Source organism: Serratia sp. 4542, from assembly GCF_016805595.1.
Taxonomy (GTDB): Bacteria; Pseudomonadota; Gammaproteobacteria; order Enterobacterales; family Enterobacteriaceae; genus Serratia; species Serratia nevei.
The window spans coordinates 142246-163735 of sequence record NZ_RXKV01000016.1 but is presented as its reverse complement, the minus strand read 5'-3'; the positions used below and the strand labels follow the sequence as shown (position 1 = coordinate 163735).

Sequence of the window (21490 nt, the reverse complement as noted above, 5' to 3'; positions counted from 1 at the left end):
TCACTTTTATGGCTAACAAGAAAGTCGCCGTCGCCGTATTGGCGGTTACCGTCATTACGCTGGGATTATTAATCAATAAATTCCTTATTAAAGAGACACAGCAGAATACCAACGACGCCTATATTCGCGCCGATATCTCGCGTATTTCTCCGCAGATTGCCGGTGAAATTGCGCAGGTGTTGGTCAGGGACAATCAGTGGGTCAAACAGGGGGAGTTGCTGGCGGTGATCGACCCGCGTGAATTCAACGTTGCCCTAGCGCAGGCGACGGCGCAGGAGCAATCGGCCCGCGCCCGGCAGGACGACGCTAGGGCTAACCTCACCCGCCAGAGCGCGCTGATCGCCGCCGCGCTGGCGGAGCGGCAGGCGGCGCAGGCGGAGCTGGCGTTTGCACGCCAGGAGCAGAACCGCTACCAGAGAATGGCCAGCAGCGGCGCGGGTTCGCAGCAGGCGGCGCAGCAGGCGACAACGCGGGTGCACACGCTTTCCGCCAATGTGGCGCAGGCGGAGGCGACGCTCAAAGCGGCGCGAAACATGGAGCAGGTGCTACAAGCCAAGCTGGCGGACAGCGATGCCGAGCTGATGTTGGCGCAGGCGAAGAAAGCGATGGCTGAACTGAACCTGTCTTATACCCGCATCACCGCGCCGATCGGCGGCGTGGTCGGCAAGAAAAGCCTGCGGGTCGGGGAGTTCGTCAAACCGGGCGATGCGCTGCTGGCCATCGTGCCGCAGGACAAGCTGTACATCATCGCCAACTACCAGGAAACCCAGCTGGAAAACATTGCGCACGGGCAGTCGGTAGACATCCATATCGATACCTTTCCCGGCCAAACGCTGAAAGGGCAGGTGGACAGCATTGCGCCGGCTTCCGGCGTCAGCTTCGCGGCCGTGGCGCCGGAGAACGCCACCGGCAACTTCACCAAGATCGTTCAGCGCATCCCGGTGAAGATTGTGTTCGATATCAATAAAGAGCATGCCGCCTTGCTGAGCGCCCTGCGCGTCGGCATGTCCGCAGACGTCAGCATCAATACGCTGGACGGAGGCGTGCAATGAACAGGGCCGTGATCCCGCTGCTGTTGATTGCGCTGAGCGGCTGCCGGGCGGTAGGGCCGGACTACGCTCGGCCGCAAAACGCGCTGCCCGAGAGCTGGGGTGAGCAGGCCGGCGGCGGGGCGCTGCCGGTGGCCTGGTGGTCGATATTCAACGATGCGTCGCTGACGCAACTGGTGCAGCGCGCGGCGGCCGGCAACCTGGATCTGCAGCTCGCCACGGCGCGCATGCAGCAAAGCCGCGCACTGCTGGGCGTGACCGAGGCGGCGCTGATGCCGGATCTGAGCCTGGACGGCGCCTATCAGCGCCAGCGCGCCACCTCGGTGGGCAGCATGGATCCGTCCGGCAACGGCGGAGAGGCGGATTATAACCTCTGGCGCGGCGGATTCAGCGCCACCTGGGAGTTGGACATGTGGGGCAAGCTGCGTCGCGCATCGGAAAGCGCGCGCGCCGGCTTCGCCGCTTCGCAGGAGAATCGGCGCGCGCTGCTGACGTCGGTGACGGCGGAGGTGGCGAGCGACTATCTGCGTCTGCGCGCCACGCAGCAGCAGCTGGCGGTGGCGCAGGAAAACCGCGCCACGGCGCTGCGCACGCTGCAGCTGACGCAAAGCCGTTATCAAAGCGGTGCGGGCAACGAACTGGATATCGATCAGGCGCAGGTGCAGTTGGCGCAGGTAGATGCCCTGCTGCCGACGCTGTTCGATCGACAGGAACGCTTGAACAACGCCATCAGCCTGCTGTTGGGCGAGCGGCCGGGCGCGCTGAAAGCGATGTTGTCGCCGACGGGGCCGCTGCCGGCGCTGGTGCGCGCGGTGCCGATGGGTGTGCCGTCGGATCTGGCATTGCGCCGGCCGGATATTCGCGAAGCGGCGGAGCGTTTGCATCAGGCGACCGCCGAGATTGGCGTCGCCACCGCCGACTACTATCCGCGCATCACGCTGACCGGCAACGCGGGCTACCAAGCATTGGCGCTGGCGGATATGGGCAGCTGGTCCACGCATACCTTCGCCATCGGCCCCGCCCTGTATCTGCCGCTGTTCGACGGGGGGAAAATCACCCAGCGGGTGCGCCTGAGCGAATACCGGCAGCAGGAAATGGCCATCGCCTACCAGCAAACGGTGCTGCGCGCTTGGCATGAGATCGACGACGCGCTTTCCGGTTACCGCGCCCAGCAGCGCCGCCAGACGCATCTGGCCGAGGCGCTGGCCGCCAACCGACACGCGTTTGCGCTGGCGCGCGACAGCTATCTGAACGGCGCCAGCGATTTTATCCACGTTCTGAGCACGCAGCGCGCGCTGCTGGATCTGCAGTCCGCGCAAATTGTTTCACAGGAGGAGACGGCGATCGCCGTGGTGAATATCTATCGAGCGCTGGGCGGCGGCTGGGAACACACCTACCCGTCTGCGGCGCCACAGGAGAAGGCTGATGCACAACACGCTGAATAAGATTGTCGACGAGATGCTGGAAAGGGATACCCGCCGTAAACGCGAGGCTAGGGTGAGCGCCGTGCGGCAAGTCACCGCCCGGATCCGCCGCATCACGTTGAGCGGCGACGATGTGGATAAGTTTATCGCCGACCCGCGCGCGCAGGAGCCGGCCAGTTGGATCAAGGTGTTCTTCCCGTGGCGCGACACGCTGGCCGGGCGGGCCTATACCCTGAGCGGCATCGACAAACTCGCCCGCACCTTCGATATCGATATGGTGCTGCACGGCGAAGGCCCAGCGTCGAACTGGGCGCGCGACGCGATGCCGGGCGACAAGCTGGGGTTCGCCGGCCCTTGCTCCGGCGGCTTCCGGCTGTTGCCGCAAACTCGCTGGCTACTGTTGCTGGGCGATGAGACCGCGCTGCCCGCCATGCGCACTATCCTCGCCTCGCTGTCTACCCCGCTGCCGGTGCTGTGGTTCGCCGAAGTGGGCGATGCGCAGGAGATTCAGGATGTCGATTGCTCCTTTTTGCAGATGAACAGCTGGCAAATACGCACCCGGCATTTCGACAGCGTGATGAACAGCCCGCTGGTGCAGGCCGTCAGCCACTGCGAACTGCCGGCCGGGGAAGGGCAGGTGTGGCTGGCCTGCGAACACCAGGTCGCCGCGTATCTGAAGGCGCGTTTTATCAACGAAATGGGCATCTCCCGCGCCGCCTTGTTTGCCAAAGGTTATTGGAAAAAGGGCGAAGCTAATTTCAAGGGCGCGATGTAACTCGGGCGAATGAGGATGGTTATGATTGAGAGAGTGTTATTGGCGGTGGACTGCTTTGAACACAGCGGCAACGCGCTGGATTTTATGGCGCGTCTGCAAGGCAGCATCGGCGGCGTGATCGTACTGACGGTGGTCGACAATGCCTTCACGCTCAGCCGCAGCGGCCTGCGCTTCGACAGCGACGAGCGCGAAGAATATCCCGCCGCCCAGCGCGAAGAGGCGCTGGCGGAAAAGCAGGTCGGGCAGGTGACGCGGGCGTTGAAACAGATGGGCTTCAACGCCCAGGGCCTGCTGGCTGCGGGGGCGCCCATCGAGGTGATCCCGGACCAGATGGCTTTGTTCAACTGCGATTTGCTGATCATCTCGCACCGCCACCTGTCTTCGTTGGGGCGCTGGCTGAACGCCTCCGTCACGTGCGGCCTGCTGGATGAGATTGGCCAACCGGTCTTGGTGATCCCGCGCTAAGCTATGGGTAAGGGCAGCCGCATGCGGCGGCGCGCGTTCGGCGACGAAGGCCGTGCATACCGGAGGTCAACATGCGAAGTCTGGAAGATCAACTTGCCGCTTATGCCGCCTATCACCGCGATGCGCGCAATATTGCCACGCATTTTATCGGCATCCCGCTGATCGTCGTCAGCCTGCTGGCGCTGCTCTCCCGGCCGGCGTGGGGCGCGGGAGGGCTGCCGTTTTCGCCGGCCTGCGCGGTGGTGATCGTCGCGGCCCTCTATTACCTGAGGCTAAATCTGCGCCTTGGCGCCATGATGCTGGCGTTGCTGCTGCTGTGCCTCGGGTTCGGCGCCTGGGTGGCGTCGCTGTCGACGGCGGCGTGGCTGAGCATCGGTATCGGCGGCTTCGTCATCGGCTGGCTGTTTCAGTTTGTCGGGCATTTCTGGGAGGGGAGAAAACCGGCGTTTATGGACGATGTGACGGGCCTTATCATCGGCCCGCTGTTCGTGCTGGCGGAAGCCTGCTTCCTGGCCGGCGGGCTGCGCGAACTGCAGCGGAACATCGAAATGCGCTCGGGCAAAGTGCGTAGCGGGAGGGCATGAGGTGGGCTTGATTCCTACGGTGACGGACGCTGATGTCCGCCCCCTCCCGCCGCACTTTTAACAAATTTGCAAAAGTCTTTTAGCCTCCCGCCTGCTTATCTTTGTTGTGATCAATGTCATACTTTCGGCATCTTAACTGTTCCCGCGCTTCGGCAGCGGTAAACCGGAGTTGTTGCATGAAAGTGAATTATCCCTTGTTAGCGCTGGCGGTGGGGGCGTTCGGCATCGGCACCACCGAATTCTCTCCCATGGGCTTGCTGCCGACTATTGCCAAAGGGGTGGACGTCTCCATTCCGATGGCCGGCATGTTGATCAGCGCCTACGCCGTCGGCGTGATGGTCGGCGCGCCGCTGATGACGCTGCTGCTGTCGCACCGGGCGCGCAGAAGCGCGCTGATTTTCCTGATGGCGATCTTTACCCTGGGCAACGTGCTGTCGGCCATCGCGCCGGATTACACCACCCTGATGCTGTCGCGCATCATCACCAGCCTGAACCACGGCGCCTTCTTTGGCCTCGGATCGGTGGTGGCCGCCAGCGTGGTGCCGAAAGAGAAACAGGCCAGCGCCGTGGCGACGATGTTTATGGGGCTGACCATCGCCAATATCGGCGGGGTGCCCGCCGCGACCTGGCTGGGTGAAACCATCGGCTGGCGCATGTCGTTCTTGGCGACGGCCGGGCTGGGCGTGATCGCCATGCTGGGGCTGTGGTTCTCGTTGCCGAAAGGCAGCGCCGGCGCGCGCCCTGACGTGAAACGCGAGCTGTCGGTGCTGGTGCGGCCGCAGGTGCTGACCGCGCTGCTGACGACCGTGCTGGGGGCGGGCGCGATGTTCACGCTCTATACCTACATTTCGCCGGTATTGCAGCACATCACCGAGGCGACGCCGCTGTTCGTGACGGTGATGCTGGTGCTGATCGGCGTCGGTTTCTCGATCGGCAACTACCTCGGCGGCAAGTTCGCCGACCGTTCCGAGAGCGCGACGCTGAAGGGCTTCCTGCTGCTGTTGGTGGCCATCATGCTGCTGATCCCGCTGCTGGCGCGCAGTGACATCGGCGCCGCGGTGAGCATGGTGATTTGGGGCGCGGCGACCTTTGCCGTGGTGCCGCCGCTGCAGATGCGCGTGATGCGCGTGGCCAGCGAAGCACCGGGGCTGTCGTCTTCGGTCAACATCGGCGCTTTCAACCTGGGCAACGCGCTGGGCGCCGCCGCCGGTGGCGCGGTGGTCTCCGCCGGTCTGGGCTACAGCTTCGTGCCGGTGATGGGGGCGATTATCGCCGGGCTGGCGCTGCTGTTGGTGTTGTTCACCAGCCGCACCGCGGCAAAAGTCGTTTACGCCAACGGCTAAGCGACAGCGTGCGGCGGTTTTTTATCCGCCGCACGCCGTTAGCCGCATAAAACATAAACGCTTATCCTCTCCCGCCCCCATTTATCTGTTCGGCATCAACTCTTAGCCGCTATCATTAACCATGTATATACATGGTGGCCGCTTGCACGGCACCTCTGGGATAATGAAAGACCTGCCTAAGGAAAGATCCACATGAGAAATATCTTCTTCTTCGACGCGATGCTGACGCCAAAAATCATCACCGCCGTTTACTGGCTGGCGCTGTTGGGCGTGTTGATCAGCGGCATCGGCATGATGTTCTACGGCGAGTTCTTCCGTGGCCTGTTCGGCATCATCGTCGGCGGCGTGTTCGTGCGCGTGGCGTTCGAGATGATCATCATTGCGTTTAAAAATAACGAATATCTGCGCAAGATCGCCGAAAAACCGTAATGCTGTCCCAACGCCGGGTTCCTCCCGGCGTTGTTTCCCTTTCCGCCCAGGCTATTCGAAGCCGAGCAGGCTGAACGCATCGTCCTGCGGGGCGTAACCCAACAGGCGACGGGTCTCTTCCAGCGATAAACGCGTGTAGCGGTTATTGGAAACCCCGTGCACCACCGCATATTGCACCCCTTCGACACGAATGCAGCGCTCTAGCAGATCGGCGGCGTCGCGATGGCTGAGAAACGCGCTCATGTCGCGGGCGCTGAGCCGATCGCCTGGGCTGAGGGTAGTGAAGTTGGCGATGCGCACCGACAGGGCAGAAAGCCCTTCCTGATGGGCGAAGTAGGCGGCGATGCCTTCGCCGAAGGCTTTGCTGGCGCCGTACAGGTTCTTCGGTTTCGGCGCGTCGTCCGGGCAGATTTGATAGTCGAGCGGATAGCCTTCCACCGCCTGCGCGCTGCTGGCGAACACCACCCGGCGGCAGCCGGCGTCTTTCGCCGCGCGGAAGATATTGAAGGTGCCGAGAATGTTGTTGTCCATCAACGAACCGCAGAAGTCGGCGTCGGGGGAGGGATCGGCCGCCAGGTGCAACACGGTGTCGATATTGGCGCAGGCCGCGCGGCAGGCGTCGAGATCGGCGATGTTGAAGCTGATGACTTCGTCGCCGGGTTGCAGATCGTTCAGCAGACTGATGTCGCGTTCCGCCAGGCGCAGCGCGTAGCGATCGCCCATTGCCTGACGAAACGCCGTGGCTACCCGGCCGCCGGCGCCGGTGATCAGAATCCGTCCTACATCAGTACGCAACACCATGATGACTGCCATCCCTACTCTCGATTAAGTGTTGACCAGTAATAATCCCCCGTGTGACTTTTGTCCAGTATTTATATTAGTCATTCTGATGCTTTATGCCGGTAATGGGCACGTTTTGCCGAGCGTTTCGACCAGGAAATTCATCACCGCGCGCACGGCAGCGGTGCGCGCCAAATCGGGATACGTCACCAGCCAAAGCTCGCGCGTTGGCGCGGCATTGGCCGTGGGCAACGGGACCAGATCCGGATCGCCATCGGCGACGAAAGTCGGCAAAACGGCGGCACCCAGCCCTGAACGCGCCGCTTGTTGCAGTGAAAACAGATCGCTGGCCTGAAAGACCACCGGACGCCCCTGCAACAGCTGTTGCAGCCATTGCTGATGCGGCTGCTGTTGGTAGTGATGGTCATAGGCGAGAAAGCGGCGCGCCGTGTCGGGCAGTGCGGCGTGCTCCGGTGTAGCATACAGCGCGTAGCGCATCATGCCGATGCGCTGCGTCAGCAGTTCCGGTTGCTGCGGGCGCACCATGCGCACGGCGATGTCGGCTTCGCCGCGATCCAGCTCGGCGAGCGCCGATTCACCCGACAGCGTGACGACGATCTGTGGAAAAGCCTGGTTAAATGCGGCAATGCGCGGCGCGAGAATATGCGCGGCGATCGACGGCGGCGCACTGATGCGCACGCCGGCCTGTGGCGTTGCGACGGCGCTGCGCGCATGGCGGGCAATCGCCTGGCTTTGCGCCTCGATCTCCGCCGCCAGCCCGGCAATCGCCTGCCCGTCCTGGGTCAAGGGCGTGCTGCGCGGCAGTCGTACGATCAAACGCAGGCCGAGCGCCTGTTCCAGTGCCGCTACGCGTCGCCCGACGGTGGCGTGATCGCAACCCAGCTCCCGCGCTGCCGCCGACAACGAACCGGTGCGCGCCAGCGCCACGAAGTGTTTTAAATCCTGCCAGTCAAACATCGGTGAATTCCTGCACATTAATGATGCGGTTTTCGGGAATATTCACACGAATAACGGCGTGATTCAATGTGTGAACGTTTCCTTTTAAATTGAATTATTCAATTAGGGTTTCTTATGAATTTGCAACTGCAGCAACGCACGGCATTGGTCACGGGCGCCAGTGAAGGGATCGGTGCCGGCATGGTCAGGGTATTGGCCGCTCAAGGGGTCAAGGTAGTGGCCACCGCACGACGCGGTGACCGGCTGCAGGCCTTGGCGGGTGAGGTGGAACGGCAAGGGGCGGTGCGTCCGCAGGTGATCGTTGCAGACGTGACCGACCCTGAGGCGATAGCCCGTTTGGCGGCGCAGGCGCTGCGCCAGGTGGGGACAGTTGATATCCTGATCAACGCGGTAGGCGCGTTTCACCCCACGACGCTGAACGACAGCGATCGCAGCTGGGATGACGCTTTCGCTTTGAACTTCACGCCGGCCCGCAGATTGACTCAGGCGCTGTTGCCGGCCATGCAGGCGCAAGGCTGGGGCCGGGTGATCAACATCAGCGGATCGATGGAGCCGCGCAGCCTGAGCGCCGCCAGCGCCGCCAAGGGCGCATTGCATCTGTGGGCCAAAGGATTGGCCAGCGACGTGGCTGCTCAGGGGATTACCGTCAATACGCTGCAACCCGGACGTATCAACAGTGAACAGATCCGTGAGCGCTTATACGCTTGCGATGAAGCGCGCCAGGCGTTCATTGCGCAACATATCCCGATCGGCTACTTCGGCGAACCGGAAGACATGGCCTATCTGGCGGCGTTTCTTTGCTCCCCGCTCGCGCGATATATCACCGGCGCGGTGATCCCGGTAGATGGCGGCATGCATTATTTCGCGCATTGAGGCCGTTTTGCCCCCGCGATCACAGTTCGGCAATTTGCCGGCGCAAAGGCTTGCCTCGGCAAAATCTGCGGTGTTAACGTCATAACTCAACCGATTTAGGGTTGTTACTGCTACGGCAGGCAAAACCTAAACCTTGCGTTTCTGTTCCCCGATGGGGCAGAGGCCGCGAGGTTTAGGTTTTTTTTTGCGCCGAATTCCGCCTCAGCGCCAGGCCAGTGCGGGGAGGGAAGCGGCAGAACGCGAAGTCTAAGGATAACCGTATGAAATATGACACATTAGCCAGTGAGATTTTGGCCGGCGTCGGTGGCCGCGACAATGTGAAAAGCCTGGTGCACTGCGCCACCCGCCTGCGTTTCAAGCTGCGTGACGACACTCGCGCCAACGCGGCAGCGCTGAAGAAAAACCCCGGCGTCATCATGGTGGTGGAGAGCGGCGGCCAGTTCCAGGTGGTGGTGGGCAACCACGTGGCGGAGGTGTTCGACGCGGTTAACCGCGTTGGCGGGTTGGCCGAGGGCGCGCCGAGCGACGACGCGGGCGGCAAAAAAGACAACCTGCTCAGCCGCTTTATCGATCTGGTGTCCGGTATTTTTACCCCGCTGCTCGGGGTGATGGCCGCTTCGGGGATCCTGAAAGGCTTCCTGGCGCTGAGCCTGGCCTGCGGCTGGCTGCTGGAGAGCGGCGGCACCTTCAAAATGCTGTTCGCCGCCAGCGACTCGCTGTTCTACTTCTTCCCGATCATGCTCGGCTACACCGCCGGGAAAAAATTTGGCGGCAACCCCTTCGTCACCATGGCGATCGGCGGCGCGTTGACGCATCCGCTGATGATGGCGGCGTTCGAAGCGGCGCAGCAGCCGGGGGCGGTGCGCGAATACTTCTTCGGCATTCCGCTGACCTTCATCAACTACAGTTCGTCGGTGATCCCGATCATTTTCGCGGCCTGGGTATCCTGCCGCCTGGAGCCGCTGTTTAACCGGGTGATCCACAGCGCGCTGCGCAATTTCATCACGCCGCTGCTGTGCCTGGCGATCACCGTGCCGTTGACCTTCCTGCTGATCGGCCCGGCGGCGACCTGGCTCAGCCACCTGCTGGCCAACGGCTATCAGAGCATTTACGCCTTTAACCCGATCATCGCCGGTGCCTTTATGGGGGCGATGTGGCAGGTGTGCGTGATCTTCGGTCTGCATTGGGGATTGGTGCCGTTGATGATCAATAACCTGAGCGTGCTGGGGCGCGACACCATGGTGCCGCTGCTGCTGCCGGCGGTAATGGGGCAGGTCGGCGCCACGCTGGGCGTGATGCTGCGCACCCGCGACGCCAAGCTGCGGGCGCTGTCCGCTTCGGCCATTGGCGCCGGGATTTTCGGCATCACCGAACCGGCGGTGTACGGCGTTACGCTGCCGAACAAACGCCCGTTCATCTTCGGCTGCATCGGCGGCGCGCTGGGCGGTGCGGTGATCGGCTACTTCCATACCTCGGTCTACTCGTTCGGCCTGGTGAGCGTATTCACCTTCGCGCAGATTATCCCCGGCGGCGGCATCGACGCCACGGTATGGGGCGCGATCGGCGGCACCCTGCTGTCGTTCGTGTTTGCCGCGCTGGCCAGCTACCTGTTCGGCGTTGCGCCGGCGGAAGACGCGGCGCAGCCTGAAGCCGCCGCGCCGCTTAACCGTAAGCAGGCCATCCTCAGCCCGATCGCCGGCGACATCGTGCCGCTGGATCAGGTGAACGACGCAACCTTCGCCAGTGGCCTGCTGGGGAAAGGGGTGGCGATCGCGCCGCAGCAGGGGCGCGTGGTGGCGCCGGTGAGCGGCAGCGTGGCGTCGCTGTTCAAAACCAAACACGCCATCGGCATCGAATCGGACGACGGCGCGGAGATTCTCATCCACGTCGGCATCGATACCGTGAAGCTGGACGGGGCGCATTTCACCGCCCACGTGCGGGAAGGTGAGCGGGTCGCCCCGGGCGATTTGCTGATCGAGTTCGACCAGGCGGCGATCCATGCCGCCGGCTATGACACCACCACGCCGATCATCATCAGCAACAGCGATGACTACGTGGACGTGTTGACCAGCGGCCTGTCTCCGGTGCAGGAACAGGCGCCGCTGCTGACTTTATTACGTTAATTGAGGAGCAAGCGATGAACGGCAAGTTTCCGCAACATTTTCTGTGGGGCGGCGCGGTAGCGGCGAACCAGGTAGAAGGCGCATATCAGGCCGACGGCAAGGGGCTGTCGACCTCCGATCTGCAGCCGCAGGGCATCTTCGGCGCCATTACGCCGCGCACGGCGGGCGACAGCGGCATCAAGGATGTGGCGATCGATTTCTATCACCGTTATCCGGAGGACATCGCGCTGTTCGCCGAAATGGGCTTTAAGTGTCTGCGCACCTCGATCGCCTGGACGCGCATTTTCCCGCAGGGCGACGAAGAGACGCCGAACGAAGCCGGGCTGGCGTTTTACGATCGGCTGTTCGACGAGATGGCGAAGTACGGCATTCAGCCGCTGATCACGCTGTCGCACTATGAGATGCCTTACGGCCTGGTGAAGCACTACGGCGGCTGGGGCGATCGGCGCACCATCGATTTCTTCGAGCGCTATGCGCGCACCGTGTTCGAACGCTACAAGCACAAGGTCAAACACTGGCTGACCTTCAACGAGATCAACATGTCGCTGCACGCGCCCTTCACCGGCGTCGGCCTGCCGCAGGAGAGCGACAAAAGCGCCATCTATCAGGCGATCCACCATCAGCTGGTGGCCAGCGCCAGAGCGGTGAAGGCCTGCCACGAGATCGTGCCGGAGGGCAAAATCGGCAACATGCTGCTGGGCGGCATTCTGTATCCGCTGAGCTGCAAGCCGGAAGATCTGCTGGAAACCCAGCGGCAAAACCGCGACTGGCTGTTCTTCGGCGACGTGCAGGCGCGCGGCTATTACCCGGCCTATATACAGCGCTTCTTCCGTGAAAACGGCATTCAGGTGGCGATCACCGAGGAAGATCGGCAAACGCTGCGCGAAACCATCGATTTCATCTCGTTCAGCTATTACATGAGTGGCTGCGTCACCGCCGACCCGGCGCAGTACGAGACGGCGCGCGGCAACATTCTCGATATGGTGCCGAACCCGCACCTGGCCAGCTCGGAGTGGGGGTGGCAAATCGACCCGATCGGGCTGCGCTACCTGCTCAACGTGCTGTACGACCGCTATCAGAAGCCGCTGTTCATCGTCGAGAACGGGCTGGGCGCCAAAGATCGCGTCGAGGCCGACGGCAGCATCCACGACGACTACCGCATCAACTACCTTAATGACCATCTGGTGCAGGTGGCGGAAGCGATCGACGACGGCGTCGAGGTGATGGGCTACACCAGCTGGGGGCCGATCGATCTGGTCAGCGCCTCGAAGGCGGAAATGTCGAAGCGCTACGGCTTCATTCACGTCGACAGGGACGATGCCGGCAACGGCAGCCTCGAGCGCCGCCGCAAGAAGAGTTTCTACTGGTATCGCGATGTGATCCACAGCAACGGCGCCAGCCTGAAAGACCGGCGCTAGCCTCTAAGCCCGGCGGCAAGCGCCGGGCGTTAACCTAACGTTATTCGCTGCTGTTCATGATGGGAAATTCTCTCCCAGGGAATGCTGTTGCCCGCAGTCAGCCGTTATGCGGAGAAATATAATAATGATGAAAAGCTTATTACCTCGTTCCATGACCCTGGCGGCGCTGGCGCTGCTCTGTAGCCAGGCGCAGGCGGAAACGCTGCAAACCGGCAAGGACGTCGAAGCCCCCACCGCCAAATGGGAAGGGGTAGCGCTCGGCTTTGAGCCGCCACAGCCCGGGCTGTTGGGGGATATGCTGGGGATCAGGCCGATCCTGGAGGATCACGGCTTCCACTATAACCTCGGCTACCTCAGCCAGCTGTCGTATAACGCCGGCGGCGGTTACAACCACGACAAACAGGCGTCGTACATCGACCAGTTCTCGTTGACCTTCAGCCAGGATTTGCAGGCGCTGACCGGCATTCCGGACGCGGCGATCGAAGGCAATATCGTCAACCGCAACCATGACAACAACCTGACCCGCGATCGCTTGCAGGATCCGCGCGTCGGCCTGACCGATCTGTCGCAGGAGAGCTTTGGCGGGCAGTCGATTACCCGGCTGGGTTGGTTGACCTTCAGCCGTTCCTTCCTCGATCGCCGGCTGCAGTGGCGCATCGGCATGATGAACAAGGTGCAGGATTTCGATCAGATCATTCCCTGCGATTTTCAGACGCTGACGCTGTGCGGCGGTAAGTCCGCCAACTCGTTGACCTGGTATAACTGGAACGTGCATTACTGGGGCACCACGCTGCAATACAAGCTGACCGACGGCCTGACGCTCAAGGGCGGCGTGATGGAGCAGAACCCGAGCGCCCCCAGCCGCAGCCACGCCTGGAGCTGGTCCACCAAGGGCAGCAAAGGCTTCCTGTTGCCGATGGAGCTGGAGCTGAAAACCCACGCCGTCAACCAGCTGCCGGGGGTGTATAACCTGGGCGTGCTGTTCACCAACGCGCGCCAGAGCGATCTTTATGAAGGGGTGTCCGGTGGGCCGGGTGCCAGCGATCCGCAGGGCTATCGCAGCCACGATCGCACCTGGTTCCTGTATACCGGTTTCAACCAGCAGGTGACGCGCCATGCGGATGACGTCAACCGCGGTCTGAGCGTGTTTTACAGCCTGGGGCTGGGAGATCAGCGCAGCAACTACCTGCACTGGTCTACCTCGACCGGCATCCGTTACCGCGGGCTGTTCGATGCGCGGCCGGACGACTGGCTGGGGCTCGGTGTCTCGGTGGTGAAGCTGAGCGACCGCTACAAAGACAATCAGCGTTATCTCAACCAGATGAGCGGCATCAGCGATTATCACGATCCGAACTACCGGCCGGTGCCGGGCCACTCGGTGACGGCGGAGCTGTATTACCGGGTTAACGTCACGCCGTGGCTGCAGCTGCAGCCGGGCCTGCAGTACTGGCATCACCCGGCGGGCGTCAGCGAGACGCAGGACGCCTGGGTGACGGCGTTGAAAACGGTGGTGACCTTCTGATCAGGCCGCGTCGCTCTCGCGGTAGCGCCGGCGGGCGTGCTCGAACCAGCTGGCCGGCACGTTGTGCGGCGGCTGCTGCAACCTGAGCAGCCCCTGTTCAACGATATGGCTGGCCTGGCGCCACAGCGTCGGGTCGCCTTCGGTCAGCACCTCCAGCAGGCGCTGTTTCTCGATCAGGTAGGTCTGGGCGAAGTGGCTGTCGTAGTCCAGCAGCGAGCGGGTGTTGTCGATAAGATCCGCCAGCTTGATGGTTTTGGCCTGCGGCGATGCGCCGGCGCTGTGGCGCCGATCGCGGTTTTTGCGTTCAAAGCGGTTGCCGTCCTCGGCGTGGCTGACGTTGGTTAACATCCGCACCAGCTCTGCCACCTTCGGCCCGAAATGGCTGTCGATGTCGCCGAGGGTGGTGGGCGTGTCTTCTACCGTATCATGCAGCCAGGCGGCCGCCAGCATCTCTTCGGTGTGCGGTACGCTGCGCACCAGCTCCATCACCGCCTGCGGGTGGACGATGTACGGATCGTCGGTGTATTTGCGGCGCTGATCGATGGCCGCATGCGCCTTGGTGGCGTAGCGGCGCGCGCGTTCTGCAAGCGTGTTCGTCATTTCCTTTCCCTCCGAGCATCCTCTGCATGAAAAAAATGTAGCATACCTCACAAGAAATAGCTTGCGATTACATCGTGCGCTATCTATATTCACACACATGAAAAGCACCGAGACCGATCAACCCAAGGCGAAGAACCTGCTGCAGCTCGATCAGCAGCTCTGTTTCGCGCTGTACTCCGCCAACCTGGCGCTGCACAAAGTCTATCGCAAGCTGCTGAGTCAGCTCGAACTCACCTACCCGCAATATCTGGTGATGATGGTGCTGTGGGAGCGGGATCGGGTGACGGTATCGGATATCGGTGAGCGTCTGTTCCTCGATTCCGCCACGCTGACGCCGCTGCTGAAGCGGTTGGAAACCGCCGGTTTGCTGGTGCGTTATCGCGCCACCACCGACGAACGGCAGGTGATCATCGCGCTCACTGAAGCCGGCCGCGCGCTGCGCGAGCGGGCGCAATCGGTGCCCGAGGCGGTGATGTGCGCCACCGACTGCAGCCTGGACGAGATCGTCTCGCTCAAACAGCAGTTGGAAAAACTGCGCGGCAGCCTGATCGACCAGATTTGACCTGCCGCCGCCGAACGCAAGAACGGCGCGGGTGGTCTACACTGTTTAATAAGTGTCATAAATAAGTAGTGCGCGATTTAATCGCAAAAGATAAACCTGTGACCGGCTTTACCTCATTGAAGCCGTAGTCATCTCGCCAACCAGCAAGAAGGAATGAACGATGTCTATTGAGAAAGTGGTTTACCGCGCTCACGCCACCGCAACCGGCGGCCGCGACGGCCGTGCGACCTCCTCCGACGGCGTGTTGGACGTGAAACTTGGCGTGCCGAAAGAGATGGGCGGCGCCGGCGGCGAAGTCACCAACCCCGAGCAGCTGTTCGCTGCAGGTTACTCCGCCTGCTTCCTCGGCGCGCTGAAGTTTGTTGCGGCAAAAGAAAAGGTCAAAATCCCGGCCGAAGCGAAGATAGACGGCACCGTCGGCATCGGTGAAATCCCGAACGGCTTCGGCATCGAAGTGCAGCTGGATATCTCGCTGCCGGGCATCGAGCGCAGCGTGGCGGAAGATCTGGTGAAAAAGGCGCACGTGGTGTGCCCATACTCCAACGCCACCCGTGGCAATATCGACGTGACTCTGAACGTTAAGTAAGATTTTTGCCGAAATCTGGAAAAAATGGAGGGTTTATCCCTCCATTTTCTTGCGTGCCCTGCCTGAAAATCGTTCAAAAAAACGGTAAATTTTGTCCGTTTTGTGAGAATTCTCTTGATTATTACCCGCAAAATAACGCTTATTGCCGGTTGGCTGAACCAGAAGCCGCAATCAGTGTCTGACTGAGTCAGAACCGCTACACCGTCCCCGGAGCCACCGCGTTACATGAACAAAGTTAAATCGCTATCACAGCAGAATTTATCGTTATTGTTAGCGATCTATATCGGCATATTTCTAAACCTGTCCGTTTTCTATCGCCGTTTTGATTCGCTGGCGCACGGCATTCAGGGCATTAAGCTTATTTCGGCGGTGACGGAAGTCATCGCTATCGTCCTGTTCACGTTCTTCATCATGCGGCTGGTATCGCTCGGCGGCCGGCTGTTTTATCGCATCGTCGCCTCGCTGCTGGTGTTGATTTCGGTGGCCGCCAGCTACTACATGACGTTTTTCAACGTGGTGATCGGCTACGGCATCGTGGTGTCGGTGATGACCACCGACATCGATCTGTCGAAAGAGGTGGTTGGCCTGCACTTCGTGCTGTGGATGGTGGCGCTCAGTGCCTTGCCGCTGCTGCTGATCTGGAAAAACGGCCTGCGTTACACCCTGATCGAACAGCTGAAAACCCCTGGTCATCGCATCAAGCCGCTGCTGGTCTTGCTGGCGGTGGTGGCGCTGGTCTGGCTGCCGCTGCGTATGCTGGACGACGAGCAGAGCGTGCAGGAGAAGCTCGCCAACGTTGATCTGCCGAGCTACGGCGGCGTGGTGGCGCACTCGTATCTGCCGTCCAACTGGCTGTCGGCGCTGGGGCTGTTTGCCTATACCCGCTATGACGAAAGCCAGGACCAGAGCACGATGTTCGATCCGGGCAAACACTTCACCTATGTACCGCCGGCGGATATCGACGATACCTACGTGGTGTTCATCATCGGCGAGACCACGCGCTGGGATCACATGGGCATGCTGGGCTATGAGCGCGATACTACGCCGCGGTTGTCGAAAGAGAAGAACCTGGTGGCGTTTCGCGGCGAATCGTGCGACACCGCCACCAAGCTGTCGCTGCGCTGCATGTTCGTGCGCGAAGGTGGCACCGAGGATAACCCGCAGCGCACGCTGAAAGAGCAGAACGTGTTCGCGGTGCTGAAGGATCTGGGCTTCTCTTCCGAGCTGTTCGCCATGCAGAGCGAGGTGTGGTTCTACAACAACACCGAGGTGAACAACTATTCGTTCCGCGAGATGATCGCGTCCGAGAAGCGCAACGACGGCAAGGCGGTCGATGACATGCTGTTGGTGGACGAAATGAAGGAGTCGCTGGCGCGCTATCCGAAGGGCAAACACCTGGTGATCCTGCATACCAAAGGCTCGCACTACCTGTACTCGCAGCGTTATCCGCGCAGCTATGCGCGCTATCAGCCGGAGTGCATGGGGGTGGATGATTCCTGCACCAAGGCGCAGCTGATCAACGCCTTCGACAATACGGTGCTGTATACCGACAGCTTTATCAGCAATGTGATCGACCAGGTGCGCGACAAGAAGGCCATCGTGTTCTATGCCGCCGACCACGGCGAATCGATCGGCGAGAACACGCACCTGCACGGCACGCCGCGCGAAATGGCGCCGCCGGAGCAGTTCCGCGTGCCGATGATCGTATGGGCGTCGGACAAGTTCCTCGAGAACCCGCAGCACCTCAGCGCCTTTGAGCAGCTGCAGGCGCAGCAGCGCATCGGCAAAACGCATCGCCACGTCGAGCTGTTCGATACCATCCTCGGTTGCCTCGGTTACACCTCGCCGAACGGCGGCATCGTGGATAAAAACAACTGGTGCTCTCTGCCGCAGCATAAAACGGCGCCCGCCCGCCTGTAATCCTTCCCGCCGGGTGCCTTGCGCACCCGGTAATTTCACTCAATACATTCTCTTCATCAATTATTCCGGTGTGTGCATACGGTATACTTGCGCACTTCCCTTCTAACCGGAGATTTCCATGACCCTGCGCGTGGCGTTTATCGACGATCATGACATTGTGCGCTCGGGCTTTGTGCAGCTGCTGTCGCTGGAGGCCGATATTCAGGTGGTGGGCGAGTTCAGCAGCGCGGCGCAGGCGCGCGCCGGCCTGCCGGGGCTGGAGGCGGAAATCTGCATCTGTGACATTTCGATGCCGGACGGCAGCGGGCTGGATCTGCTGGCGGACATTCCCTCCGGCATCCGCGTGGTGATGCTGTCGATGCACGACAACCCGGCGCTGGTGGAAATGGCGCTGGAACGCGGCGCCAGCGGCTTCCTCTCCAAGCGCTGCAAGCCGGAAGATCTGATCACCGCGGTGCGCACCGTCGCCGGCGGCGGCGTCTACCTGATGCCGGAAATCGCCCAGCAGCTGGCGCGGGTGAGGGTCGATCCGTTGACCCGCCGCGAGCGCGAGATCGCGCTATTGCTGGCGCAGGGCCAGGAGGTGCGCGAGATCGCCGCCGCCTTGGGGCTGTCGCCGAAGACGGTGCATGTGCATCGCGCCAACCTGTTCGCCAAGCTGGGTATCAACAATAACGTCGAGCTGGCCAGACGGATGCTGAACCTGTGACGCAGCGCCTGATCACCCAGCTGGCGCTGTTTTTCATCTACGCCGCCAGCGCGTTTTGCCTGTGGGGCATCGGCACCGCGCTGATCGACCCGCCCTGGCAGGCGCTGCTGTTGTTCCCATTCGGCCTGCGCATGGGCATTTTGCTGCAGAGCCCGTACCGTTTCTGGCCGGGGATCCTGCTGGCCGATCTGCTGCTGATGGCGCTGCTGGCGGACCAGTTCGGTTACGGCCCGGCGCTGTGGGCGTCGGTGGCGGTGCTGGTGTTGACGGTGCTGCTCAGCCTGCTGGCCTCGCCGTGGCTGTTGCGCCATCAGCAGAGCGACAGCGAATGGCGGTGGCCGCTGTTGCAGGGCGCGGTGGTGGCCGCCGCCGCCTTGCTGCAGGCCCTGGTATGGCAGCTGGTGAGCGGCGAAGGCGCCCGCGCGCTGCTGCTCGGCCTGACCGGCGGTTTCACCATCGCGCCGACCTGCCTGCTGTTGTGGCACTATCTGGCGCGCCAAATCTGGGTGCCGCTGGAGCCGGGGCTGATCCACAAGCCGGTGGAGCTGCGCCTCGGCCACCTGGCCAGCTATCTGCTGTTGTTTGCGTTCAGCATCTGGCTGCAGCAGCAGGTGAACGCCGCCGAGCTGCGCCGTTTCGCGCCGTTCTGCCTGGCCATTCCTATCGTGTTCATGTCTTACCGCTACGGCTGGCAGGGCGCGCTGTTGGCGACGCTGCTCAACGGCGTGGCGCTGATGGTCAACGAGCCGCCGCAGCCGGAGTCGCACCGCGATCTGCTGCTGTCGCTGCTGGCCCAAAGCCTGACCGGGCTGCTGCTGGGCGCCGGCATTCAGCGCCAGCGCGAGCTGAATCAGCAACTGCGGCTGCGGCTGGCGGAGAACCGCCAGCTGGCGCGGGCGCTGGTGACGGCGGAGGAGCAAACCCGGCGCGAGGTGGCGCGCGAGCTGCACGATGAAGTGGGGCAGACCATCACCGTGATCCGCACCCAGGCCAGCATCGTCAAACGCCTGGCGCCGGAGCCGGCGGTGATCGGCTGCGCCGACGCCATCGATGCGTTGGCGCTGCGGGTTTACGACGGGGTGCACGACGTGCTGACCCAGCTGTGGCCGGCGGCGCTGAACAACCTGCCGCTGTCGGCGGCGGTGGCGGCGATGCTGCGGGAGTCGCTGCCGCAGGACGCGTCGCTGGTGAGCAGCCTGCAGTGGCAGGTGCCGGACGAGCTGCTGGATGAAACGCTGAAAATCACGCTGTACCGGGTGTGTCAGGAAGGGGTGACCAATGTGTGCCGCCACGCCGGCGCCAGCCGCCTGGAGCTGGACGCGCGCCTGCAGCCGCGCAAAGGCGCCGCGCCGCTGATCGCCCTGACCATCCGCGACAATGGCGTGGGTTTCGATGCGGAAAACCATCAGCCGGGGTATGGCCTGCGCGGTATGCAGGAGCGCATCAGCGCCCTCGGCGGCAGCCTGCGGTTCACCGCTGAACGGGGCGCCTGTTTGAGTGTGATCTTGCCCACAGTTTCACCGGCGCAAGCGCCAAACTAGGAAAAACTCCTAGCCGCGTCGGGAATCCGGCGTAAGCCTCCCGCGCGCGCGAGGAGCATCATAGCGGCACTTTATTCAATCCTCTGAGGTTCCACATGTGGTCTTTCCTTAAAAGCCGCTCGGACGCGCCGCAGGTCACCGATCAACGGCAGATCGACGCCAGCTACAAATACTGGCGCATCCAGCTGATGTGCACCATGTACATCGGCTACGCCGCGTTTTACTTCACGCGCAAAAGCTTCAACTTCATCATGCCGGCGATGCTGAGCGATCTGGGCCTGACGATGTCCGACGTCGGCATCCTCGGCACGCTGTTCTACATCACCTACGGCTGCTCGAAATTCATTTCCGGCATGATCAGCGATCGCTCCAACCCGCGTTACTTTATGGGGCTGGGCCTGATCATGACCGGGGTGCTGAATATCTTCTTCGGCCTCAGTTCGTCGCTGCTGATGCTGGGCACGCTGTGGATCCTCAACGCCTTCTTCCAGGGCTGGGGCTGGCCGCCGTGCTCCAAAATCCTCACCAGCTGGTATTCGCGCTCCGAGCGCGGCAGCTGGTGGGCGATCTGGAACACTTCGCACAACGTCGGCGGCGCGCTGATCCCGCTGCTGGTGGGCTTTATCTCGCTGCACTTCAGCTGGCGTTACGGCATGATCATTCCCGGCATCATCGGCGTGGTGTTGGGGCTGCTGATGTGCTGGCGCCTGCGCGACAAGCCATCCACCCTGGGGCTGCCGAGCGTCGGCAAATGGCGTAACGACGCCATGGAGCTGGTGCAGGAATCGGAAGGCCAGGGACTGAGCAACCGCGAGATCATCAAACGCTACGTGCTGACCAACAAGTACATCTGGCTGCTGGCGGTCTCTTATGTGCTGGTGTACATCGTGCGCACCGCGATCAACGACTGGGGCAACCTCTACCTGACGCAGGAAAAGGGCTATTCGCTGATGACCGCCAACTCGGCCATTTCGCTGTTTGAAGTGGGCGGCTTTATCGGTTCGCTGGTGGCCGGTTGGGGCTCCGACAAGCTGTTCCGCGGCAACCGCGGCCCGATGAACCTGATCTTCGCCATCGGTATCTTCCTGTCGGTGGCGGCGCTGTGGCTGATGCCGGGCGTGACCTACCTGCTGCAGGCCTGCTGCTTCTTCGCCATCGGCTTCTTCATCTTCGGCCCACAGATGCTGATCGGCATGGCGGCGGCGGAGTGCTCGCACAAGGATGCGGCGGGTGCGGCGACCGGTTTCGTCGGCCTGTTCGCCTACCTGGGCGCGGCGCTGTCCGGCTACCCGATTGCGCGGGTGATGGAGATCTGGCACTGGAACGGCTTCTTCGTGGTGATTTCCATCGCCGCCTGCCTGTCGGCGCTGTTCCTGCTGCCGTTCCTACGTGCGCAGACGCCGGCGCTGAAAACTGCCAACGCCTGAGTGAAATACGCTGCGCAACCCCCGGCGCAGCGCATTATGGCGCTTTTATCACCACTTGAAATGCAGGGGCAAAAAAGTGATTGACGCCTATAACCGCCAGCAGTAAGATGCGCCCCGCATCGGCGAGTAGCGCAGCTTGGTAGCGCAACTGGTTTGGGACCAGTGGGTCGGAGGTTCGAATCCTCTCTCGCCGACCACATTCGAAAAACCTGCTTTTTAAAGCAGGTTTTTTTTCGTCCGTCGTTTATGAGGATGAGTACCTCCTCCGATACGGTCGGCTTCGCTTTATGGCGTGCCTCAATCTGCCGTCCTCGTGAAATATATTTATCCTTTACGCTTAATTAATTCACACTCCTTATTCCCATTAGGTTCTTATTTTTAT

Annotated in this window: 20 protein-coding genes and 1 tRNA gene; 18 read left to right on the top strand and 3 right to left on the bottom strand. The window is 61.9% G+C overall.

From position 1 onward, the window contains the following. The first annotated feature begins 8 nt into the window (after window positions 1-8). The 7 genes from EKL15_RS22095 (at window position 9) to EKL15_RS22065 (ending at window position 6069) form a co-directional block, all read left to right on the top strand. The gene (locus EKL15_RS22095; RefSeq protein WP_100396600.1) at window positions 9-1052 is read left to right on the top strand and encodes an HlyD family secretion protein; all 1044 of its coding nucleotides are present in this window, start codon (window positions 9-11) and stop codon (window positions 1050-1052) included. Beyond that, complete coding sequence (locus EKL15_RS22090; protein WP_100396599.1) at window positions 1049-2494, top strand: efflux transporter outer membrane subunit; 1446 nt, start codon at window positions 1049-1051, stop codon at window positions 2492-2494. The genes EKL15_RS22095 and EKL15_RS22090 overlap by 4 nt, the downstream gene beginning before the upstream one ends. Further along, window positions 2475-3248: a siderophore-interacting protein gene (locus EKL15_RS22085; RefSeq protein WP_060423466.1), complete on the top strand. Its 774-nt coding sequence runs from the start codon at window positions 2475-2477 to the stop codon at window positions 3246-3248. The genes EKL15_RS22090 and EKL15_RS22085 overlap by 20 nt, the downstream gene beginning before the upstream one ends. A gap of 21 nt (window positions 3249-3269) precedes the next feature. Further along, the gene (locus EKL15_RS22080; RefSeq protein WP_203090390.1) at window positions 3270-3713 is read left to right on the top strand and encodes a universal stress protein; all 444 of its coding nucleotides are present in this window, start codon (window positions 3270-3272) and stop codon (window positions 3711-3713) included. Between the two features lie 71 nt (window positions 3714-3784). Beyond that, window positions 3785-4297, top strand: coding sequence for a DUF962 domain-containing protein (locus EKL15_RS22075; RefSeq protein WP_060441232.1), 513 nt, complete (start codon window positions 3785-3787; stop codon window positions 4295-4297). Window positions 4298-4473: 176 nt separating this feature from the next. Then, window positions 4474-5640, top strand: coding sequence for an MFS transporter (locus EKL15_RS22070; protein WP_039568202.1), 1167 nt, complete (start codon window positions 4474-4476; stop codon window positions 5638-5640). A gap of 192 nt (window positions 5641-5832) precedes the next feature. Continuing rightward, window positions 5833-6069 (top strand): DUF4282 domain-containing protein, encoded by a 237-nt coding sequence (locus EKL15_RS22065; RefSeq protein ID WP_019452598.1) that lies wholly within the window; start codon window positions 5833-5835, stop codon window positions 6067-6069. Window positions 6070-6120: 51 nt separating this feature from the next. Here the strand turns inward: EKL15_RS22065 and EKL15_RS22060 are convergent, their stop codons facing one another. Further along, a complete protein-coding gene (locus EKL15_RS22060) occupies window positions 6121-6870 on the bottom strand; it encodes an NAD(P)-dependent oxidoreductase (RefSeq protein WP_203090419.1) in 750 nt (249 codons plus the stop codon). 93 nt (window positions 6871-6963) lie between these two features. Further along, complete coding sequence (locus EKL15_RS22055) at window positions 6964-7827, bottom strand: LysR family transcriptional regulator (protein ID WP_102985093.1); 864 nt, start codon at window positions 7825-7827, stop codon at window positions 6964-6966. Window positions 7828-7941: 114 nt separating this feature from the next. On the opposite strand from EKL15_RS22055, the gene EKL15_RS22050 reads away from it, so the two are divergent. From EKL15_RS22050 to EKL15_RS22035, 4 genes are all read left to right on the top strand, one after another. Then, the gene (locus EKL15_RS22050) at window positions 7942-8700 is read left to right on the top strand and encodes an SDR family NAD(P)-dependent oxidoreductase (RefSeq protein WP_100396595.1); all 759 of its coding nucleotides are present in this window, start codon (window positions 7942-7944) and stop codon (window positions 8698-8700) included. A gap of 260 nt (window positions 8701-8960) precedes the next feature. Beyond that, window positions 8961-10823 (top strand): PTS beta-glucoside transporter subunit IIABC, encoded by a 1863-nt coding sequence (gene bglF / locus EKL15_RS22045; RefSeq protein WP_060424259.1) that lies wholly within the window; start codon window positions 8961-8963, stop codon window positions 10821-10823. Window positions 10824-10837: 14 nt separating this feature from the next. Further along, on the top strand, window positions 10838-12241 hold the full coding sequence (locus EKL15_RS22040) for a glycoside hydrolase family 1 protein (RefSeq protein WP_203090388.1): 1404 nt from the start codon (window positions 10838-10840) through the stop codon (window positions 12239-12241). A 151-nt stretch (window positions 12242-12392) separates the two neighbouring features. After that, entirely contained in the window at window positions 12393-13763 is a 1371-nt protein-coding gene (locus EKL15_RS22035; protein WP_369803993.1) for a carbohydrate porin, read from the top strand. On the opposite strand, the gene EKL15_RS22030 is transcribed toward EKL15_RS22035, so the two are convergent. Then, complete coding sequence (locus tag EKL15_RS22030) at window positions 13764-14363, bottom strand: HD domain-containing protein (RefSeq protein WP_049274352.1); 600 nt, start codon at window positions 14361-14363, stop codon at window positions 13764-13766. Between the two features lie 97 nt (window positions 14364-14460). On the opposite strand from EKL15_RS22030, the gene EKL15_RS22025 reads away from it, so the two are divergent. The 7 genes from EKL15_RS22025 to EKL15_RS21995 all read left to right on the top strand — a co-directional run bounded on the left by EKL15_RS22025 (window position 14461) and on the right by EKL15_RS21995 (window position 21305). Next, window positions 14461-14925: a MarR family winged helix-turn-helix transcriptional regulator gene (locus tag EKL15_RS22025; protein ID WP_100396593.1), complete on the top strand. Its 465-nt coding sequence runs from the start codon at window positions 14461-14463 to the stop codon at window positions 14923-14925. 160 nt (window positions 14926-15085) lie between these two features. Next, the gene (locus EKL15_RS22020; protein ID WP_004934114.1) at window positions 15086-15511 is read left to right on the top strand and encodes an organic hydroperoxide resistance protein; all 426 of its coding nucleotides are present in this window, start codon (window positions 15086-15088) and stop codon (window positions 15509-15511) included. Between the two features lie 225 nt (window positions 15512-15736). After that, a complete protein-coding gene (gene eptB / locus EKL15_RS22015; RefSeq protein WP_060424255.1) occupies window positions 15737-17431 on the top strand; it encodes a kdo(2)-lipid A phosphoethanolamine 7''-transferase in 1695 nt (564 codons plus the stop codon). A gap of 118 nt (window positions 17432-17549) precedes the next feature. After that, window positions 17550-18140 carry a transcriptional regulator UhpA gene (gene uhpA, locus EKL15_RS22010; protein WP_004934117.1) on the top strand — a complete coding sequence of 197 codons (591 nt, stop codon included), beginning with the start codon at window positions 17550-17552 and terminating at the stop codon, window positions 18138-18140. Then, entirely contained in the window at window positions 18137-19681 is a 1545-nt protein-coding gene (uhpB, locus tag EKL15_RS22005) for a signal transduction histidine-protein kinase/phosphatase UhpB (protein WP_049202602.1), read from the top strand. The genes uhpA and uhpB overlap by 4 nt, the downstream gene beginning before the upstream one ends. Window positions 19682-19776: 95 nt before the next feature. Then, on the top strand, window positions 19777-21108 hold the full coding sequence (locus EKL15_RS22000; RefSeq protein WP_038875891.1) for an MFS transporter: 1332 nt from the start codon (window positions 19777-19779) through the stop codon (window positions 21106-21108). Window positions 21109-21228: 120 nt separating this feature from the next. Next, window positions 21229-21305 (top strand) — tRNA-Pro (locus tag EKL15_RS21995). Window positions 21306-21490 lie beyond the last annotated feature (185 nt).

Excerpts from the sequence above, each read along its gene's own strand:
- EKL15_RS22095 (WP_100396600.1), top strand. The coding sequence starts at position 9 with ATGGCTAACAAGAAAGTCGCCGTCGCCGTATTGGCGGTTACCGTCATT.
- EKL15_RS22090 (WP_100396599.1), top strand. The coding sequence starts at position 1,049 with ATGAACAGGGCCGTGATCCCGCTGCTGTTGATTGCGCTGAGCGGCTGC.
- EKL15_RS22085 (WP_060423466.1), top strand. The coding sequence starts at position 2,475 with ATGCACAACACGCTGAATAAGATTGTCGACGAGATGCTGGAAAGGGAT.
- EKL15_RS22080 (WP_203090390.1), top strand. The coding sequence starts at position 3,270 with ATGATTGAGAGAGTGTTATTGGCGGTGGACTGCTTTGAACACAGCGGC.
- EKL15_RS22075 (WP_060441232.1), top strand. The coding sequence starts at position 3,785 with ATGCGAAGTCTGGAAGATCAACTTGCCGCTTATGCCGCCTATCACCGC.
- EKL15_RS22070 (WP_039568202.1), top strand. The coding sequence starts at position 4,474 with ATGAAAGTGAATTATCCCTTGTTAGCGCTGGCGGTGGGGGCGTTCGGC.
- EKL15_RS22065 (WP_019452598.1), top strand. The coding sequence starts at position 5,833 with ATGAGAAATATCTTCTTCTTCGACGCGATGCTGACGCCAAAAATCATC.
- EKL15_RS22060 (WP_203090419.1), bottom strand. The coding sequence starts at position 6,870 with ATGGTGTTGCGTACTGATGTAGGACGGATTCTGATCACCGGCGCCGGC.
- EKL15_RS22055 (WP_102985093.1), bottom strand. The coding sequence starts at position 7,827 with ATGTTTGACTGGCAGGATTTAAAACACTTCGTGGCGCTGGCGCGCACC.
- EKL15_RS22050 (WP_100396595.1), top strand. The coding sequence starts at position 7,942 with ATGAATTTGCAACTGCAGCAACGCACGGCATTGGTCACGGGCGCCAGT.
- bglF (WP_060424259.1), top strand. The coding sequence starts at position 8,961 with ATGAAATATGACACATTAGCCAGTGAGATTTTGGCCGGCGTCGGTGGC.
- EKL15_RS22040 (WP_203090388.1), top strand. The coding sequence starts at position 10,838 with ATGAACGGCAAGTTTCCGCAACATTTTCTGTGGGGCGGCGCGGTAGCG.
- EKL15_RS22035 (WP_369803993.1), top strand. The coding sequence starts at position 12,393 with ATGACCCTGGCGGCGCTGGCGCTGCTCTGTAGCCAGGCGCAGGCGGAA.
- EKL15_RS22030 (WP_049274352.1), bottom strand. The coding sequence starts at position 14,363 with ATGACGAACACGCTTGCAGAACGCGCGCGCCGCTACGCCACCAAGGCG.
- EKL15_RS22025 (WP_100396593.1), top strand. The coding sequence starts at position 14,461 with ATGAAAAGCACCGAGACCGATCAACCCAAGGCGAAGAACCTGCTGCAG.
- EKL15_RS22020 (WP_004934114.1), top strand. The coding sequence starts at position 15,086 with ATGTCTATTGAGAAAGTGGTTTACCGCGCTCACGCCACCGCAACCGGC.
- eptB (WP_060424255.1), top strand. The coding sequence starts at position 15,737 with ATGAACAAAGTTAAATCGCTATCACAGCAGAATTTATCGTTATTGTTA.
- uhpA (WP_004934117.1), top strand. The coding sequence starts at position 17,550 with ATGACCCTGCGCGTGGCGTTTATCGACGATCATGACATTGTGCGCTCG.
- EKL15_RS22000 (WP_038875891.1), top strand. The coding sequence starts at position 19,777 with ATGTGGTCTTTCCTTAAAAGCCGCTCGGACGCGCCGCAGGTCACCGAT.